Source organism: Rhodophyticola sp. (assembly GCF_965284195.1).
Taxonomy (GTDB): Bacteria; Pseudomonadota; Alphaproteobacteria; order Rhodobacterales; family Rhodobacteraceae; genus Rhodophyticola.
Window position 1 is genome coordinate 588,415 of sequence record NZ_CBDIRM010000001.1, and the last position, 16,163, is coordinate 604,577.

Below are 16,163 nucleotides of genomic sequence, written 5' to 3' on the forward strand. Positions count from 1 at the left end.
ATCCGGCGACGCCCCCTGACTGCGCCGGCAACGGGACATGGCCCCGTTGCCTGTCGCGCTTAGTTTCTGGTGAAATACTTGAATTTCACCTGGTCATCCGCATCCACGACGGTGCTCCAGTCATCGCTGATGCCCCAGTTCAGGATCTGGTTGTGGATTGGCAGATAGATCAGCTCTTCCTCGGCCATCTGCCAGAGGCTTGCGATCATGCCGTCCCGCTCGGCCAGATCCACCTCGGAGGACAGACCGACGATCATCTCGTCCATCACCGCGTTGGAGAACCCGGTGCCATTCCAGCTTCCGCGGCCTTCGTCGCGGGTGTGGTAGAGGAAGTTGAAGATGTATTCGCTGTCATAGGTCGGCACGCCCCATCCCAGCAGGTAGAAATCCGTCTCCCCATTGGCGATCAGCGGAAAATGCTGGGCGCGCGGCAGGGCGGAGAGGTTCACGGTGACCCCGATCTGCGCGAACATGCCCACCGCCGCCTGGCAGATCGCCTCGTCATTGACGTAGCGGTCGTTCGGGCAGTCGAGCTGGATCGTGAACCCGTCGCCATAGCCGGCCTCTTCCATCAGGGCCCGCGCGGCCTCCACGTCATAGGCGGGATAGGCGTCAAGCTCTTCGGTCCAGCCATGGACGGGCGGCGGCATGATGACACCGGCGGGTGCGGATTGCCCGCGCATCACGACCTGCTGGATCGCCTCGCGGTTGATGGCGATGTCCATCGCCGCACGCACCCGGCGGTCGGCCAGCGGGTTCGCCCCGTCGACGCTGTCGCGGTCGAGATCGTCGGCCCCCACGTTCAGCCCGAAGAAGATCACCCGGTTCTGCGGCGCGGTGGCAAGACCGAGACCATCGGCCCTCGCTACACGCTCCAGATCCTGCACCGGAACGTCCTGAATGAAATCCACCTCGCCCGACAGGAGCGCCGCGACGCGGGTCGCGGGGTTCTGGATCGGCGTGAAGACGATCTCGGAGGCGGCCAGCGGGAACTCCCCGATGCCCCAGTAATCCTCGAAGGCGGTCAGCACGGTCTGCGCATCGGCCTGACGGCTGGACATCACGTAAGGACCGGTGCCGTTGGAGTTGCGCGCGCTGAACGTGTCTTCGCCACCGGCGTAATCCTGCACCTCGACCGCGTCGTTCTCGGTGGACCAGCCTTCATCCATCATGAAGATATTGGTCAGGTTGTTCGGCAGAAGCGGGTTCGGCCCGTCCGTTTCGATCTCCACCGTGTAGGGCCCGGTGGCGCGGACATCGACGACGCCGCTCAGCAATTCGCGGAAGTTGGAGTTGGCCGACATCGCGCGGTTCAGCGAGAAGACGGCATCGGCGCTGTCGAAGGTCTGCCCCTCGTGGAAGGTCACGCCTTCGCGCAGGGTGAAGACCCACACATTCGGGTCATCGCCCGAGGGCTGCCAGTCGGTTGCCAGCGCGGCCTCCATGGCGCCCTCCATGTTCCGCAGGATCAGCGGTTCATAGACCTGATGGTTGAGCGTGGTCGTCGGCCCCTCGTTCTGGGCATGGGGGTCCTGGGTGAGGGCTTCGGCGGCGCGGGCCCATCGCAGGGTTTCCGCATCGAGCGGCGCGGTGGTCATGGCAGTGGTGGCCAGCAGCGCGGTGGCCATCGCGGTAAAGCGAAGTGTCATTGTTATGTGCTCCCTGAAGTTGATGGGCGGAGTATGGCCGCTAAATCCGTCTTGGCAAGAGACCGCCGACAGGACGGCATGGGAAGTTTTGCGATTCGGGTCAGGATTGAGCTGTTGCGGCGCACAATCGGGCTTTCCAGTGAAACCTGGGCCCGCGCGCGGCTCAAACCGGTTGCCGGGGCGGGCCGGCCCGTGGTTCTGTAGCGGGATAACCCCAGCCAATGGAGACCCCCATGCGCCCGGTAGAGACCGATGCCCTGACCATTACCTTCGATGCCCGAACCTGCATCCATGCGCGCCGCTGCGTGCTGGGCCTGCCCGGTGTGTTCAGGCCCGGGGCCAGGGGCGGCTGGATCCAGCCCGGCGATGCCGACCCCGAGGCGCTGGTGCGTGTGATCGAGGCCTGCCCGTCCGGGGCGCTCAGCTATACCCGCAAGCAGGGCGCGGAGGAGCCGACGCCGGAGGTGAACACCGCCCGCCTGTGGGAAAACGGACCGGTGGAACTGCGGGGCGAGATCGTCATCGGAGAGGAGAGCTATACCCGCGTCACGCTTTGCCGCTGCGGGAAGTCGGCGAACAAGCCCTTTTGCGACAATTCCCATATCGAGGCGGGATTCACCGCAACCTCCGAGCCTGCCGCGAACGAGGAGGCCGCGCCGCTTGAGGCCCGGAACGGGCCGCTGAACCTGCGCGTCGCCCCGAACGGCCCGGTCATCATATCGGGCAATCTGGAGCTGATCGCCGGATCGGGGCGGGCGCTCGACACGACGGAGAAGCTTTATCTGTGCCGCTGCGGCGCGTCGGGCAACAAGCCCTATTGCGATGGCAGCCACAAGGAGGCGGGTTTCACGGCCGAGTAAGCCCCGGCGGGCCGCGGGCCCGGTTCCATCATGCCGCATGCCGCGGGGGGTTGAAGTTATGACTACTTGTCAAATATTGATACTGTAAATCAATTTGGCCCTGTCTGACCCATGTCCCGACCCGATTTCACTCGTTACCTGCCGATCCTGGATTGGGGGCGCCGCTATGATCGCACGGCGCTGACCGGGGATCTGATCGCGGCGGTGATCGTCACGATCATGCTGATCCCGCAATCGCTGGCCTATGCGCTGCTGGCCGGGTTGCCGCCGGAGGCGGGGCTTTACGCCTCGATCGCGCCGATCCTGCTTTATGCGGTCTTCGGCACCTCGCGGGCGCTGGCGGTGGGCCCGGTGGCGGTTGTGTCGCTGATGACGGCGGCGGCGGTGGGGCAGGTGGCCCAGCAGGGAACCGCCGGCTATGCGGTCGCGGCGCTGACGCTGGCGGTCCTGTCGGGCGGTATCCTCTTGCTGCTGGGCGTGCTGCGGATGGGGTTCATCGCCAATTTCCTGTCCCATCCGGTCATTTCGGGGTTCATCACCGCTTCGGGTATCCTGATCGCCGTCAGCCAGGTGAAACACATCCTCGGCGTAGAGGCATCGGGCCATACGCTGGTGGAGATCGGCAGGTCGCTTCTGGCCGGTCTGCCGCAGACAGATATGACGACGCTGGCGATCGGGGTCGGGGCGACGGGCTTTCTGTTCTGGGTGCGCAAGGGCATGAAACCGGCCCTGATCCGGCTTGGGCTGGGCGCGCGCCCGGCCGATATCGCCACCAAGGCGGGCCCGGTTCTGGCGGTGATCGTGACCACGCTGCTGGTCTGGGGGCTGGGCCTGTCAGACCAGGGGGTGGCCATCGTGGGCGCGGTGCCGCAATCCCTGCCGCCGCTGACCATGCCGGCCTTTTCCCCCGATCTGGTGGGCGCGTTGCTGGTGCCGGCGCTGCTGATCTCGGTCATCGGATTTGTCGAGTCGATCTCGGTGGCGCAGACGCTGGCCGCCAAGAAGCGCCAGCGGATCGACCCAAATCAGGAGCTGATCGGACTGGGCGCCGCCAATATCGGCGCGGGCTTCACCGGCGGCTATCCGGTGACCGGCGGCTTTGCGCGGTCGGTGGTGAATTTCGATGCGGGCGCCGAAACGCCTGCCGCCGGGGCCTTTACCGCCCTGGGGCTGGCCATCGCGGCGCTGGCGCTGACCCCGCTGATTTTCTTCCTGCCGAAAGCGACCCTCGCGGCCACGATCATCGTCGCGGTGCTAAGCCTTGTCGATTTCGGCGTTCTGAAACGCGCATGGGGCTATTCGAAGGCCGATTTCGGCGCGGTCGCGGCGACCATCGTGCTGACCCTCGGCTTCGGCGTCGAAATCGGCGTGTCGGCCGGGGTGATCCTGTCGGTGCTGCTGCATCTGTGGAAAACCTCGCGCCCGCATGTGGCCGAGGTGGGGCTTGTTCCGGGCACCCAGCATTTCCGGAATATCCTGCGCCACCGGGTGGAGACCGATCCGGCGGTGCTGACGATCCGGATCGACGAAAGCCTCTATTTCGCGAATGCCCGTTTTCTTGAGGATTACATCCTGAACCGGGTGGCCGAGGACCGCGCGCTGCGCCATGTCGTGCTGATGTGTTCCGCGGTGAACGCGATCGACCTGAGCGCGCTGGAAAGCCTTGAGGCGCTGAACGAGCGGCTTGGCGATCTGGATATCAGGCTGCATCTGAGCGAGGTGAAGGGCCCGGTGACCGACCGGCTGACGCGCACCCATTTTCTGGATGCGCTGACGGGCGAGGTCTTCTTGTCGCAATACGACGCTTGGGCCGCCCTGACCGGCGGATCGGCAGGGCCCGCGCCGGTGCCGGTGGCGGGCCGCTGACCGGGCGGACGGGTCCCGGCGGGCGCGCCTATTCCACCATGCTGAGACTTGGGGCCGCGACCGGCGCCATTGCCCGCTCCTCCCCGTCGAAGAAGGTGATCGCCTGGGCAGGTGCGGAAAGCTGCACGGTCTGGCCCTGCCGCATTCCCGCCTCCAGCGGCGCGCGCAGGATCAGGCGATCCTCCCCCAGCTTCACATGGACGAGCATTTCCGCGCCAAGCGCCTCCACCAGCAGAACCTGCGCCTCGGGGCCGCTGTCGCCGGCATGGAGCGCTTCGGGGCGGATGCCCGCAAGGGCCGCGCCCGGCGGCTGCGCGCCCGCCATGGTGCACAGCGCCTGCCCGGCGGGCGAGGCGAGCGGGTAGATGTTCATCGGCGGGGCGCCGATGAACTCCGCCACGAAGCGGCTGGCGGGGCTGGAATAAAGCTCCATCGGTGTGCCGATCTGTTCGATCCGGCCCGCCGACATGATCACGATCCGGTCGGCGAGGCTCATCGCCTCCACCTGATCGTGGGTCACGAAGACGAAAGTCGCGCCAAGCCGGGCATGCAGGTCCTTCAGTTCGGCGCGCAACTGGGTGCGGAGCTTGGCATCGAGGTTCGACAGCGGTTCGTCGAACAGGAACACGGCGGGTTCGCGCACGATGGCCCGGCCCATCGCCACGCGCTGACGCTGACCGCCGGACAACTGGCGCGGCTTGCGATCGAGATAGTCGGTCAGTTGCAGGGTCCGCGCCGCCTCGGCGATGCGGCGCGCGATCTCGTCTTTCGGCATCCGGCCGTTCTTGAGCCCGTATTCCATGTTCTTGCGCACGGACATATGCGGGTAGAGCGCGTAATTCTGGAACACCATCGCGATGTCCCGCTCCCCCGGTTCGAGCTTGTTGACCACGCGGCCCCCGATGCTGATCTCGCCTTCGGTGATCTGCTCCAGCCCGGCGATCATCCGCAGGATGGTGGATTTGCCGCAACCCGAGGGGCCGACCAGCACGATGAATTCCCCGTCCGCGATCTGGAAATCGGCGCCCGCCACGGCGGTCACCCCGCCGGGATAGGTCTTGCCCACATTTTTCAGCGTCAACTCTGCCATGTCTTATTTCTCACTTTCCACCAGCCCTTTGACAAAGAGCCGTTGCATCGCCAGCACCACCACGACCGGCGGTATCAGCGCCAGAATTGCAGTGCCCATTGTCAGGTGCCAGATCGGCAGACCCTCGCCGACATTCACCATCCGCTGAATGCCCATCACGACCGTGTAGAGATCCACATCCGTGGTGATGATGAAGGGCCAGAGATACTGGTTCCACCCGAAGATGAAGAGGATGATGAAGAGCGCCGCGATATTGGTGCGGCTCAGCGGCAGAAGGATATCGAAGAAGAAGCGGATCGGGCCGGCGCGGTCGATCCGCGCGGCCTCCACCAGTTCGTCCGGGATGGTCAGAAAGAACTGCCGGAACAGAAACGTCGCCGTGGCCGATGCAATCAGCGGCACCGTCAGGCCCCAGTAGCTGTTGAGCATGCCCAGATTGGTCACGATGTCATAGGTGGGCAGGATGCGCACCTCGATCGGCAGCATCAGCGTGATGAAGATCAGCCAGAAGAACCCCATGCGGAAGGGGAAGCGGAAATACACGATGGCATAGGCCGCCAGCAGGCTGACCGCGATCTTGCCGAAGGTGATGCCGAGCGCCATCAGAAGGCTGTTCCACATCATCCTGAGCACCGGCACGCCGCCGGCCTCGGCCACGCCGCCGGACAGAAGCGTGGTGTAATTCTCCACCGCCTGATCGCCGAACCACATCGGGATGGGGGATCGGACCAGCGCATCGCCCGGATGGGTGGAGGCGACCAGCGCCATCCAGACCGGGAAACACAGGAACAGCACGCCGAGGATCAGCACCGCATGGGTGAGGATTTTCAGAAAGGGGCGATTTTCGACCATCAGTAATTCACCCTGCGTTCGACATAGCGGAACTGGATCACGGTCATCACGATCACGATCCCCATCAGGATCACCGATTGCGCCGCGGAAGACCCGTAATCCTGCCCGACGAAGCCCGTGGAATAGACCCGGTAAACGAGGATCGAGGTGGCATCGGCCGGCCCGCCCGACGTTGTTGCGTGGATGATCGCGAAGGTGTCGAAGAAGGCATAGACGAGGTTCACGACCAGAAGGAAGAAGGTGGTGGGCGACAGCAGCGGGAAGACGATCGTCCAGAACCGGCGCGTCGGGCTGGCCCCGTCGATGGCCGCGGCCTCGATCATGGATTTCGGGATCGACTGCATCCCGGCCAGAAAGAACAGGAAGTTGTAGCTGATCTGTTTCCACGCCGCCGCGATGATCACCATGATCAGGGCCTCGCGCCCGTTGACATAGTGGTTCCAGTCATAGCCGAAGAAGCTTTCCAGCCAGTAGGCGATGATGCCGAGCGACGGGTTCATCATGAAGAACCAGATCACGCCGGCCAGCGCCGGGGCCACCGCATAGGGCCAGATCAGAAAGGTCCGGTAGGTGGTTGCGCTGCGGATCACCCGGTTGGCGCAGACCGCCAGCGCCAGCGCGATGGACATGGACAGGAAGGTGACCGAGACCCCGAAGACCAGCGTGGTCCAGAAACTACGCAGATAGCCCGGATCGTTGAACAGGGCACGAAAGTTGTCCAGCCCGACGAAATTGCGCGAAAAGCCGAAGGCGTCCTCGATATAGAACGAGGTTTCAAGCGCCTGATAGGCGGGCCAGATGAAGAATACCAGAGTGACGGCGATCTGCGGCAGAACCAGCAGATAGGGCAGCCACCAGGATCGGAAAACAACACGTTTTTGCATGGAGAGCGGCCGGTATCCGGAAAGAGTGAACCGGCCGGGTATCAGGCCCGGCCGGTTCTGGAAAGGTGAGGCTTAGCTGTTTGCGGCTTCGAAGCGGCGCAACAGGTCGTTGCCCCGCTCGACCGCGGCGTCCATTGCCTCGCGGGCGGTCTTGTCACCGGCCCAGACGGCCTCCAGCTCTTCGTTGATCACGTCGCGGATCTGCACGAAGTTGCCGAAGCGCAGCCCGCGGCTGGCAGGGGTCGGCTCGTTCAGGCTGAGCTGTTCGATGGCCGTGTCGGTGCCCGGGTTCTCTTCGAAGAAGCCCTGCTCGGTCATCAGATCTGCCGCGGCCGTGGTGATCGGCACATAGCCGGTGGAGCCGGCCCAGTCGGCCTGCTGCTCGGCGGTGGACAGGAAGGCGAGGAATTCGGCCGCGCCCTGATACTCGTCCGCCTCGTGGCCCTGCAGCACCCAGAGCGTGGCGCCCCCGATGATGGAGTTCTGCGGCGCGTCGGCCACGTCCGTGTCGAGCGGCAGCATCGCCTGACCGAACTCGAAATCGGTGATGTCGTTCACGAAGCCGCCGTAATAGGCCGAGGAGTTGATCCACATCGCCACCTCGCCATTGACGAACATGCCCCGGCTGTCGCCGCGACGCCCGCCATAGGTGAAGAGACCCTCTTCGCCCATATCCGCGATGCGCTGGATGTGGTTGACCACGGCGTCATTGTTGAAGGTGAACTCGGTGCCGACACCGGCGAAGCCGTTTTCCATCGTGCCGAGCGGGATATTGTGCCAGGCCGAATAGTTCTCGATCATCGTCCAGGACTGCCAGCCGAAGCCGAACGGGCTTTCGACGCCGTTTGCCTTGAGCGCGCGGGACGCCTCGACAACCTCGTCCCATGTGGTGGGAACCTCGACGCCGGCGGCCTCGAACATGTCGGCATTGTACCACATCACGGGCGTGGAGGAGTTGAAGGGCAGGGACAGAAGGTTGCCCTCTGTGTCGCTGTAATAGGAGATCACACCGGAGATGTAGGACGCCTCGTCGAACGGGATGCCGGCATCTGCCATCAGCTGATAGACCGGGTAGATCGCGCCGTTATCCGCCGCCGACATCATCGTTGCGGTGCCAACCTCGAAGACCTGCACGATATGGGGCTGCTCGCCCGCGCGGAAGGCCGCGACCGCGGTGGTCATCGTCTCGGTATAGTTGCCCTGATAGATGCTGTTGACCTGGTAGGTGTCCTGCATCGCATTGAAATCGGACGCGAACTGGTCGACGCGCTCGCCCAGTTGACCGCCCATCGCGTGCCAGAAATCGATTTCGATCCGATCCTGGGCCTGCGCCGCCGTGACGGCGATGACGCTTACCGCGGTCGCGGCGAAAAACAGCTTGGTTTTCATGTTGGAATTCCTCCTCCCGGTGCAAACTCGTGGTCTCGGCCGGGGCTGATTGTTGGTCGTTACGTGAGCGTTAACGCTCTGCCCGGCGGCGATAGACCTCTCGTGTATCGGCGATGTTACGGTTTTGAAACAGTTTTGTGAAGCACGCGATCGGGCTCTGGCAAGGCGATCACGGTATCGTCAGACGCGCCTTATTGTGACGTCTGCATAAGGATTTGTCTATTGCAAGCGCTTGCAATGAATGTCTTGAACCGCCCGATGAAATATCGCTAGGGTTGAAGCCGAGCAGGTGTCGAGACCTGCCAAGGGAGGACTACAGATGATGAAAATGACAAAGGCGGCCTTCGTGGCCGCCACGATTGCCGCGTCCGGCGCGACCATGGTGCAGGCCGATGGCCATCAGGTGGTGGACAGCATTCACTTTCTGGTGCCCGGCGGGGCAGGCGGCGGATGGGACGGCACCGCGCGCGGCACCGGCGAGGCGCTGACCGAAAGCGGGCTTGTGGGCAGCGCGACCTATGAGAACATGTCCGGCGGCGGCGGCGGTCTGGCGATTGCCCATCTGATAGAAACCAACGATCCGGGCGTGATGATGGTCAACTCCACGCCGATCGTGATCCGGTCGCTTCAGGGCGTGTTTCCGCAATCCTTCCGCGATCTGACGCCGGTGGCGGGCACGATCGGGGACTATGCGGCGATGGTGGTGCATTCCGACAGCGAGATTACGGATTTCGGCCAGCTTCTGGAGATGTTCGAAGCCGATCCGACCGCGCTCAACATCGGCGGCGGCTCCGTCGAGGGTGGCATGGACCATCTGGTGGCCGCGATGGTGTTCCAGGCCGCAGGCGGCAACCCCTCGGATGTGAAATACATCCCCTATGACGCGGGCGGAGAGGCGATGGCAGGCCTTCTGACCGGCGAGATCCAGGCGCTGTCCACCGGCTTTTCCGAAGCCATCGCCCTGGCCAATCAGGGTGAGGTCCGCATTCTCTGCGTGACCTCGGCCGAGCGTGTCGATGCCGCCGCCGACGTGCCGACCTGCGCGGAGACCGGTGCCGATGGCATGGAGTTCGTGAACTGGCGCGGGTTCTTTGCCGCCCCCGGCATCTCCGACGAGCAGGTGAATGCCTATCGCGATGCGCTGGAAGCGATGTACGAGACCGAGGCCTGGGCTGCCGTGCGCGACCGCAACGGCTGGGTCGAGATCTGGAACCGTGGCGAGGATTTCAACGCCTTCCTGGAAAATCAGGAACAGGTGATCGGCGATCTGATGCGCGATCTGGGCTTCCTCTGAGGGGCTGAGGCAATTCGGGTCGCCCCCGGGACCCGGGGGCGGCCCCTTCGCACAAGGGCAGGGGGCAGCGTGCCATGATGCTTTCCAAAGACCGGATCGGCGGGGTTCTGCTGCTGCTGTTCTGCCTGATCTATGCCTGGCTGAGCCAGGATATCCGGCTGCTGCCGTTTCAGGAGCGCGCGGCCTTTCACGCCCGCACGATGCCGGAAATCCTGTCGATCCTGGGGATCGGGCTGGCCCTGTGGACGATCATCCTGCCGGGCAAGTCGGAAAGGCCGGAGCTTGGCGGCGCCGACTGGCTCAAGGCGGGGCTGTTTCTGGTGCTGATGTCGGCCTATGGGTTCACGGTGCGTCCGCTGGGCTTCATCCTGTCGACGTCGCTGTTCCTGATGATCGGATATGCGTTTTTGGGGGAACGCAAGGTCGTGCCGCTGGTGCTGGCCTCGGTTCCACTTGTCGTCGCGTTCTGGGTGCTGATGACGCAGGGGCTGGACGTGTTCATCGAACCCTGGCCCGGGTTCCTGCGGGAATGAGATGCGCCGACGCCATTTCGCCCCGAACCCGCATCTTGGGGCCGTCGCCGACATGCGTTCCGCGCGCGCAAGCCAGTCATGACGTGGCCGGGGCCGCCGTGGGCGCGCGCGGCCCGCTTCGCGCGCCGCCGTCCTGTCCCGCCCGTCCCGGTGCCATCCCTCAGCCAGCTTTCGCCCGGCCTGTCACGGGACCGGTTCTGAGCGCGCGACACATCTCATCCACGGAGGCCCTCTCATGATCGAAGGCATTATGATCGGCCTCGGTACGGCCCTGACGCTGCAAAACCTGCTCTTCGTGATGATGGGCTGCCTTGTGGGCACCTTCATCGGCATGCTGCCGGGGCTGGGGCCGATGTCGGCCATTGCGCTGATGATCCCGATCGCCGCGTCGCTCGATCCGTCGGCGGGCATCATCCTGATGGCGGCGGTCTATTACGGCGCGATCTTCGGGGGCTCCACCTCGTCGATCCTGATCAACGCGCCCGGTGTGGCCTCCACCGTCGCCACCTCCTTCGACGGCTATCCGATGGCGAAACAGGGCAAGGCCGGCAAGGCACTGGCCATCGCGGCCTATTCGTCCTTTTCGGGCGGGGTCATCGCGGCGCTGTTTCTTCTGGTGGCGGCGCCGTTTCTGGCCTCGGTCTCGCTCAGCTTCCAGTCGACCGACTATTTCGCGCTGATGGTGCTGGGTCTTGTCGCGGTTTCCGCCTTCGCGGGCAAGGGCGACATGATCAAGGCGCTGCTGATGACGGTGATCGGGCTGATGCTGTCCACGGTCGGCACGGACCAGACGCAAGGCGTGCCGCGTTTTACCCTCGGGATCATCGACCTGATCGACGGGATCTCCTTCCTGCTTCTGGTGATGGCGACCTTCGCCCTCAGCGAGGCGCTGATGGCGATCCTCCGGCCCAAGGGCGATGCGGATCGCAAGAAGGAAAAAGAGGCTTCGGAAAACCTGGGCTCGATGAAGGTGAGCCGCGCGGAGGTCAGGGAAATGGCCCCGGTCATCGGGCGCTCCTCTGTGCTGGGATTTCTGATCGGCGTTCTGCCGGGGGCCGGTGCCACCATCGCCTCCTTTCTGGCCTATGGCACGGAACAGCGGATTGCGGGCCCGAAAAAGGGGGCCGAGTTCGGCAAGGGCTCGATCCGCGGCCTGTCGGCTCCGGAAACCGCCAACAACGCCGCCGCAACCGGCTCCTTCGTGCCGCTTCTGACGCTTGGCATTCCGGGCTCGGGCACCACGGCGATCATGCTGGGCGCCTTGATCGGCTACGGCATCCAGCCGGGGCCGCGTCTTTACGTGGACCAGCCCGAGATCTTCTGGTCGGTCATCGTGTCGATGTGGATCGGCAACATCATCCTTCTGGTGCTGAACCTGCCGCTGATCCCCTATATCGCCAAGGTTCTTGCCATCCCGTCGCGGTTTCTTCTGCCGCTCATCCTCTTTTTCAGCCTGATCGGCGTCTACTTCGTCAGCTTCAACACGTTCGATATCCAGCTGATGGTGATCTTTGCGGTGGCCGCGGTGATCCTGCGGGTGCTCGATTTTCCCATGGCGCCGATGATCCTCGGCTTCATTCTGGGCGGGATGATGGAGGAGAACCTGCGCCGTGCCCTGCTGATCAACAACGGCAGCTGGTCCTTCCTGTGGGAGCGTCCGCTGACCGTGACGATCCTGGCCATCGCGGCGGCCTGCCTGCTGCTGCCCTTCTTGACCGGCTGGCTGCGCCGGGTCAAAGACAGGGCATATGAGAAGACCTCCTCCAGCGGGGACTGATGCAGACCACAATTCTGACCCTTGCCATCGGGGCGACAGGTGCGGTGATCGCCTGGGCGCTTGGCGTGCCGGCGCCGTTTCTGACCGGGCCGGCGGCGCTGGTTTCTGCGGCGTCGCTGATGGGGGTCAGAACGGCGGTTCCGATGCCGCTGCGGGATGTCTGTTTCGTGCTGATCGGGGTTGGCATGGGCACCGGCGTGACGCCGGAAGTGCTGGCCGCCGCGCGGCAATGGCCGATCCCGCTGGCGATGCTGAGCCTGCTGCTTCTGGTGATCTTCTTCGGCGGGTCATGGGCGGTCGGGCAACTGTTCGGATATGACCGCAACACCGCGCGGCTGGCGGCCACGCCCGGGCATCTGAGCTTCATCCTGTCGCTTTCCACCGAGGTCAGGGCGGATATCCCCATCGTCGCGGTCATCCAGTCCCTGCGGGTTCTGATCCTGACGCTTCTGGTGCCCGCCGTGGTCGCCATGATCACCGAGGCGGACCTGTCGATGAGCCTCGCGCCCGCCACAACCATGGCGCTGCCGGCGCTGGCGGTGATCGTCGCGCTGGCGGCCGGTCTGGGCCTGCTTCTGAAGCGGAAGAACGTGCCCGCGGCCCTGTTGCTGGCCGGGATGGCCGTGTCGACCGTGGCCCATGGCTCGGGCCTTGTGCCGGGGGGCATGCCGCTCTGGGTAGTGATCCCGACCTTCGCGATCATGGGCACCCTGATCGGCACCCGGTTTTCCGGTGTCACGCTGAACCTGGTGATGCGCGCGGCGGCGGCGTCGGGCTTTCTGACCGCGCTGGCGCTGGCCGCGACGCTCGCCGCGGCCCTGGTGGTGAACCGCATGACCGGGCTCCCGCTCACCGATCTGATGATCGCCTTCGCGCCGGGGGGGCTGGAAACCATGGCCGCGCTGTCGATCATGCTGGAGGCGGATCCTGCCTTTACCGCGCTGCACCATATCTATCGGCTGGTCTTCCTGACGTTTCTGGTCCCGATCTTCATCGAGCCCGACAGGGATCGCGCGGAGCGGGCGGAGCGCTGACCCCGGGGCCGGGCGCGCCGCCCCGTCAGGCCGCCAGATCGACCCAGACCGGCACGTGATCCGACGGTTTTTCCCGGCCGCGGATCTCGTGATCTATCCGCACATCGCTCAGCAGGTCGGCCGCCTGCGGGCTGAGCAACAGGTGGTCGATCCGGATCCCGTCATTCCTGTTCCAGGCGCCGGCCTGATAATCCCAGAAGGAGTAATGCCCGCCGCCGAAGACACGCGCGCGAAACGCGTCGGTAAAGCCGAGGTTCAGGATACGCCGGAACGCCGCCCGGCTTTCGGGGCGCGCCAGCGCATCGTCCTGCCAGACCTCCGGGCGGGCGGCGTCCTCGTCTTGGGGAATGACATTGTAGTCGCCCGCCAGAACCACGGCCATCTCGCTCGCCAGCAGGGCGCGGGCATGGGCCTCCATCCGCGCCATCCAGGCAAGTTTGTACTCGTATTTCGGCCCCGGCGCGGGGTTGCCGTTGGGCAGATAGAGCCCGCAGACGCGAACCGCCGCGGTCTCGCCGATCACGGTTGCCTCGATCCAGCGGGCCTGCGTGTCATCGTCATCGCCGGGCAGGCCGCGAGATACATCCTCCAGCGGGAGTTTCGACAGGATCGCGACCCCGTTGAAGCCCTTCTGCCCGTGGGTTTCCACATTGTAGCCGCGCTCCTCGAACATCTCGCGGGGGAAACCTTCGTCGACGGTCTTGATCTCCTGCAGCAGCGCCACATCGGGTCTGGCCTCGTCCAGCCAGTCGGGCAGGGCGGCCACGCGGGCCTTGATGCCGTTGATGTTGAATGTCGCGATCTTCATCTCAAGGAGTCCTTTTCCGCCAGTCCCCCAGATGTGCCCGGTTTCACGGCATAATCCAAGCCTGTCCCCGCCGATCGTCGCAGAAGTGTGAATTTGGCTTTGGGATCATCGCCCGGCCCGCTAGTCTGGGAACCGGTGACGCGCTGCAATTCAGGGGGAGAGATGCTGAAATTTCTTTTTGGAGGCCGTAAGAAGCCTGACGTGAAGATCGAGACGCAGCGGGAGAGCTTCGTTCGTCTGGTGACCGAACTGAACGAGGCGATCGATGCGCTGCCCGACAAGCCCCGGGTCACCATCGACCCGGCAAGCGGCCACATCCTGCCCGAGGCGCCCGAGCATTTCCCCGACGAGGCGCTGGCCCTGCCCGCACCCGGAGAAAAGGTGGCGGCCGATGCCGCCCCGACCCCTGAGGAGACCACATCCGCCGACACGCCCCCCGAAGGCGACGGTCCCAGAACCGCCGGTACCGCCGACGCCAAGGACGCGCCCGGGCAGGCCCCGGACGACAAGAGCGTGCAGTCGGCGCTGGAGGCCGATGGCGGGGTGCGCACGGGGCGGGTGCCCCCGGTTTTGCCGGGCACGCCGGTTCCGAACCCGCCCAAGGCGGCCAATTCGGCGCAGGAGGCGCCAAAGCCCTCCCACTAGCGCGAGTGGCGCGGCTGTTCGGGGGAGAGGCCGGTTGGGTCGTTCTGCGATCAGCTTGCGGTCGCATCCACGCTCAGCGGGGCCGCCAGCCAGTCGCGGGCCTCCGCCTCCGCATCCGGCGGGAAGCTTTTGATCACCAGATTGGGGATCAGCGCGCTTTCGAGCCCCGCAAGGGTCCTGACCCATGACCGGTCGGTCAGAAGGGCGACCTTGTCGACCTTCTCCACCATGGCCATGAGCTGCACCCAATGGCGCAGCTCGACGCCGATCGCCCCCAGACTGGGCCACTCCACCCCTTCGGCGCGGATCAGAACGCCGCCATGGTGCATCCCCTCCATCTCCGCGACCAGCATGTTGAGCGCCACCTCCATACCGACGGCATCGAGCGCGCCATGGGTTTCGATCACCAGAAGGTCCGGGGTCTCGAGCCTGCTGCTGAAATTCGGTGTGGTCATCGCGGGATCTCCTTTTCCTGGGCTGGAGAGTGACAAGATCGCGGAGGCCCGACCTTGATGCGTGTCAAGCGCACGCAGGTTGACCGTCAGATACCTCGGGCCTTCGCGGCAAAGCCGAGCCATGAGTGCCGATCGAGATCCATGCTGGCCGTCCATGGATGCTGTAACGCATCCGGGGGGTCGCTTGGAGGTCAATTTGCTCGATGCTGCGGCAAGTCTGAATGGCTGCTTTAGTTATGCGCGACCGTTCGCCATGCTGAACTTGTCTGGAACCCAGGTCTGCGACCGGAAAGGGATCGAATGAAAAGTCTTTCTCACGCACCCATGCTGACGACTGAGCGGTTGGTTTTGCGTGGGCCCGAACGGGATGATTTATCGGAGTTCACTCGTTTCATGACCAGCGCCCCGTCGATGGAAGCTCAGGGAGAGACGGTCACGGCGGAACAGGCCTGGTTCGGGTTTCTGACTGGTATTGGCCATTGGCATTGGCACGGCTTCGGCTTCTTTACGGTCGTGGAACAGCAGATCGGGCATCCCGTCGGCCGGGTGGGCCTGATCAAGCATTCCAACTGGCCGGATGTAGAGCTGGCATGGCATCTTTTCGAAGGCGCCGAGGGAAAGGGTTTTGCCACGGAAGCTGCGATGGCCGTCAAGACATGGGCCCGTGAGGATCTGGGCCTAGACAGGCTGTACAGCTACATAGACCGGAAAAATACGCGTTCACAGGCTGTGGCAAAGAGGCTCGGTGCCACCACGGACGGAACGCGCGCCCCGCATGAACCGGAGGCGGAGGTATGGGTTCACTCAATGAAAAGCCATTGAACCACGCTTGCGAGACCTTGCAAAGCGGCCGTCCTCACTAAGCCGTCCGCCGGTGAGGCTCCGGCTGACCTGCGGGCCGCCGTTCAAGGATCTTGCGGCGAAGGGGCGGTCAGGGCCGTGTGCGGCAGCCCCTTGGGCCTTGATGCTAAAGGATGCTGCGCCTGCTCCTAGGTCTGGTACGAGCCCTACGAAGACATTGGTGCAA

15 protein-coding genes are annotated in these 16,163 nt (G+C 64.6%); 8 read left to right on the forward strand and 7 right to left on the reverse strand.

Annotated elements, in window-relative coordinates; translation table 11 throughout:
* Window positions 1-59: 59 nt before the first annotated feature.
* A complete protein-coding gene (locus tag ACQ651_RS02970) occupies window positions 60-1,649 on the reverse strand; it encodes an ABC transporter substrate-binding protein (RefSeq protein ID WP_430448241.1) in 1,590 nt (529 codons plus the stop codon).
* 233 nt (window positions 1,650-1,882) lie between these two features.
* On the opposite strand from ACQ651_RS02970, the gene ACQ651_RS02975 reads away from it, so the two are divergent.
* Both ACQ651_RS02975 and ACQ651_RS02980 read left to right on the forward strand, forming a co-directional pair.
* Window positions 1,883-2,509, forward strand: coding sequence for a CDGSH iron-sulfur domain-containing protein (locus ACQ651_RS02975; protein ID WP_430448243.1), 627 nt, complete (start codon window positions 1,883-1,885; stop codon window positions 2,507-2,509).
* 111 nt (window positions 2,510-2,620) lie between these two features.
* A complete protein-coding gene (locus ACQ651_RS02980) occupies window positions 2,621-4,375 on the forward strand; it encodes a SulP family inorganic anion transporter (protein ID WP_430448245.1) in 1,755 nt (584 codons plus the stop codon).
* Window positions 4,376-4,403: 28 nt separating this feature from the next.
* Here ACQ651_RS02980 and ACQ651_RS02985 read toward each other — a convergent pair whose 3' ends face one another.
* The 4 genes from ACQ651_RS02985 to ugpB all read right to left on the reverse strand — a co-directional run bounded on the left by ACQ651_RS02985 (window position 4,404) and on the right by ugpB (window position 8,590).
* Window positions 4,404-5,465, reverse strand: coding sequence for an ABC transporter ATP-binding protein (locus ACQ651_RS02985; protein WP_430448247.1), 1,062 nt, complete (start codon window positions 5,463-5,465; stop codon window positions 4,404-4,406).
* A 3-nt stretch (window positions 5,466-5,468) separates the two neighbouring features.
* Entirely contained in the window at window positions 5,469-6,317 is an 849-nt protein-coding gene (ugpE, locus tag ACQ651_RS02990) for a sn-glycerol-3-phosphate ABC transporter permease UgpE (RefSeq protein ID WP_227285256.1), read from the reverse strand.
* Complete coding sequence (gene ugpA / locus ACQ651_RS02995) at window positions 6,317-7,201, reverse strand: sn-glycerol-3-phosphate ABC transporter permease UgpA (RefSeq protein ID WP_227285257.1); 885 nt, start codon at window positions 7,199-7,201, stop codon at window positions 6,317-6,319. Before ugpA ends, ugpE begins: the two co-directional genes overlap by 1 nt.
* A gap of 72 nt (window positions 7,202-7,273) precedes the next feature.
* Window positions 7,274-8,590, reverse strand: coding sequence for a sn-glycerol-3-phosphate ABC transporter substrate-binding protein UgpB (gene ugpB, locus ACQ651_RS03000; RefSeq protein WP_375550261.1), 1,317 nt, complete (start codon window positions 8,588-8,590; stop codon window positions 7,274-7,276).
* Window positions 8,591-8,909: 319 nt separating this feature from the next.
* Between ugpB and ACQ651_RS03005 the strand changes: the two genes are divergently transcribed.
* The 4 genes from ACQ651_RS03005 (at window position 8,910) to ACQ651_RS03020 (ending at window position 13,228) form a co-directional block, all read left to right on the forward strand.
* Window positions 8,910-9,884 carry a tripartite tricarboxylate transporter substrate binding protein gene (locus tag ACQ651_RS03005; protein ID WP_430448249.1) on the forward strand — a complete coding sequence of 325 codons (975 nt, stop codon included), beginning with the start codon at window positions 8,910-8,912 and terminating at the stop codon, window positions 9,882-9,884.
* A 74-nt stretch (window positions 9,885-9,958) separates the two neighbouring features.
* Entirely contained in the window at window positions 9,959-10,417 is a 459-nt protein-coding gene (locus ACQ651_RS03010; RefSeq protein ID WP_430448250.1) for a tripartite tricarboxylate transporter TctB family protein, read from the forward strand.
* 235 nt (window positions 10,418-10,652) lie between these two features.
* Window positions 10,653-12,194: a tripartite tricarboxylate transporter permease gene (locus ACQ651_RS03015; RefSeq protein WP_227285260.1), complete on the forward strand. Its 1,542-nt coding sequence runs from the start codon at window positions 10,653-10,655 to the stop codon at window positions 12,192-12,194.
* Window positions 12,194-13,228, forward strand: coding sequence for an AbrB family transcriptional regulator (locus tag ACQ651_RS03020; protein WP_227285261.1), 1,035 nt, complete (start codon window positions 12,194-12,196; stop codon window positions 13,226-13,228). The genes ACQ651_RS03015 and ACQ651_RS03020 overlap by 1 nt, the downstream gene beginning before the upstream one ends.
* 25 nt (window positions 13,229-13,253) lie before the next feature.
* Here ACQ651_RS03020 and xth read toward each other — a convergent pair whose 3' ends face one another.
* Window positions 13,254-14,036 (reverse strand): exodeoxyribonuclease III, encoded by a 783-nt coding sequence (gene xth / locus ACQ651_RS03025; protein ID WP_227285262.1) that lies wholly within the window; start codon window positions 14,034-14,036, stop codon window positions 13,254-13,256.
* Between the two features lie 162 nt (window positions 14,037-14,198).
* Here xth and ACQ651_RS03030 point away from each other — a divergent pair, with 162 nt between their 5' ends.
* Window positions 14,199-14,681: a hypothetical protein gene (locus tag ACQ651_RS03030; RefSeq protein WP_430448252.1), complete on the forward strand. Its 483-nt coding sequence runs from the start codon at window positions 14,199-14,201 to the stop codon at window positions 14,679-14,681.
* A 50-nt stretch (window positions 14,682-14,731) separates the two neighbouring features.
* On the opposite strand, the gene ACQ651_RS03035 is transcribed toward ACQ651_RS03030, so the two are convergent.
* Window positions 14,732-15,136, reverse strand: coding sequence for an STAS/SEC14 domain-containing protein (locus tag ACQ651_RS03035; protein ID WP_227285264.1), 405 nt, complete (start codon window positions 15,134-15,136; stop codon window positions 14,732-14,734).
* A gap of 300 nt (window positions 15,137-15,436) precedes the next feature.
* On the opposite strand from ACQ651_RS03035, the gene ACQ651_RS03040 reads away from it, so the two are divergent.
* A complete protein-coding gene (locus ACQ651_RS03040; RefSeq protein ID WP_430448253.1) occupies window positions 15,437-15,958 on the forward strand; it encodes a GNAT family N-acetyltransferase in 522 nt (173 codons plus the stop codon).
* Window positions 15,959-16,163: the final 205 nt, after the last annotated feature.

Excerpts from the sequence above, each read along its gene's own strand:
- xth (WP_227285262.1), bottom strand. The coding sequence starts at position 14,036 with ATGAAGATCGCGACATTCAACATCAACGGCATCAAGGCCCGCGTGGCC.
- ACQ651_RS02980 (WP_430448245.1), top strand. The coding sequence starts at position 2,621 with ATGTCCCGACCCGATTTCACTCGTTACCTGCCGATCCTGGATTGGGGG.
- ACQ651_RS03005 (WP_430448249.1), top strand. The coding sequence starts at position 8,910 with ATGATGAAAATGACAAAGGCGGCCTTCGTGGCCGCCACGATTGCCGCG.
- ugpE (WP_227285256.1), bottom strand. The coding sequence starts at position 6,317 with ATGGTCGAAAATCGCCCCTTTCTGAAAATCCTCACCCATGCGGTGCTG.
- ACQ651_RS03030 (WP_430448252.1), top strand. The coding sequence starts at position 14,199 with ATGCTGAAATTTCTTTTTGGAGGCCGTAAGAAGCCTGACGTGAAGATC.
- ACQ651_RS03015 (WP_227285260.1), top strand. The coding sequence starts at position 10,653 with ATGATCGAAGGCATTATGATCGGCCTCGGTACGGCCCTGACGCTGCAA.
- ACQ651_RS03010 (WP_430448250.1), top strand. The coding sequence starts at position 9,959 with ATGATGCTTTCCAAAGACCGGATCGGCGGGGTTCTGCTGCTGCTGTTC.
- ugpA (WP_227285257.1), bottom strand. The coding sequence starts at position 7,201 with ATGCAAAAACGTGTTGTTTTCCGATCCTGGTGGCTGCCCTATCTGCTG.
- ACQ651_RS03035 (WP_227285264.1), bottom strand. The coding sequence starts at position 15,136 with ATGACCACACCGAATTTCAGCAGCAGGCTCGAGACCCCGGACCTTCTG.
- ACQ651_RS02970 (WP_430448241.1), bottom strand. The coding sequence starts at position 1,649 with ATGACACTTCGCTTTACCGCGATGGCCACCGCGCTGCTGGCCACCACT.
- ACQ651_RS02985 (WP_430448247.1), bottom strand. The coding sequence starts at position 5,465 with ATGGCAGAGTTGACGCTGAAAAATGTGGGCAAGACCTATCCCGGCGGG.
- ACQ651_RS03040 (WP_430448253.1), top strand. The coding sequence starts at position 15,437 with ATGAAAAGTCTTTCTCACGCACCCATGCTGACGACTGAGCGGTTGGTT.
- ACQ651_RS02975 (WP_430448243.1), top strand. The coding sequence starts at position 1,883 with ATGCGCCCGGTAGAGACCGATGCCCTGACCATTACCTTCGATGCCCGA.
- ACQ651_RS03020 (WP_227285261.1), top strand. The coding sequence starts at position 12,194 with ATGCAGACCACAATTCTGACCCTTGCCATCGGGGCGACAGGTGCGGTG.
- ugpB (WP_375550261.1), bottom strand. The coding sequence starts at position 8,590 with ATGAAAACCAAGCTGTTTTTCGCCGCGACCGCGGTAAGCGTCATCGCC.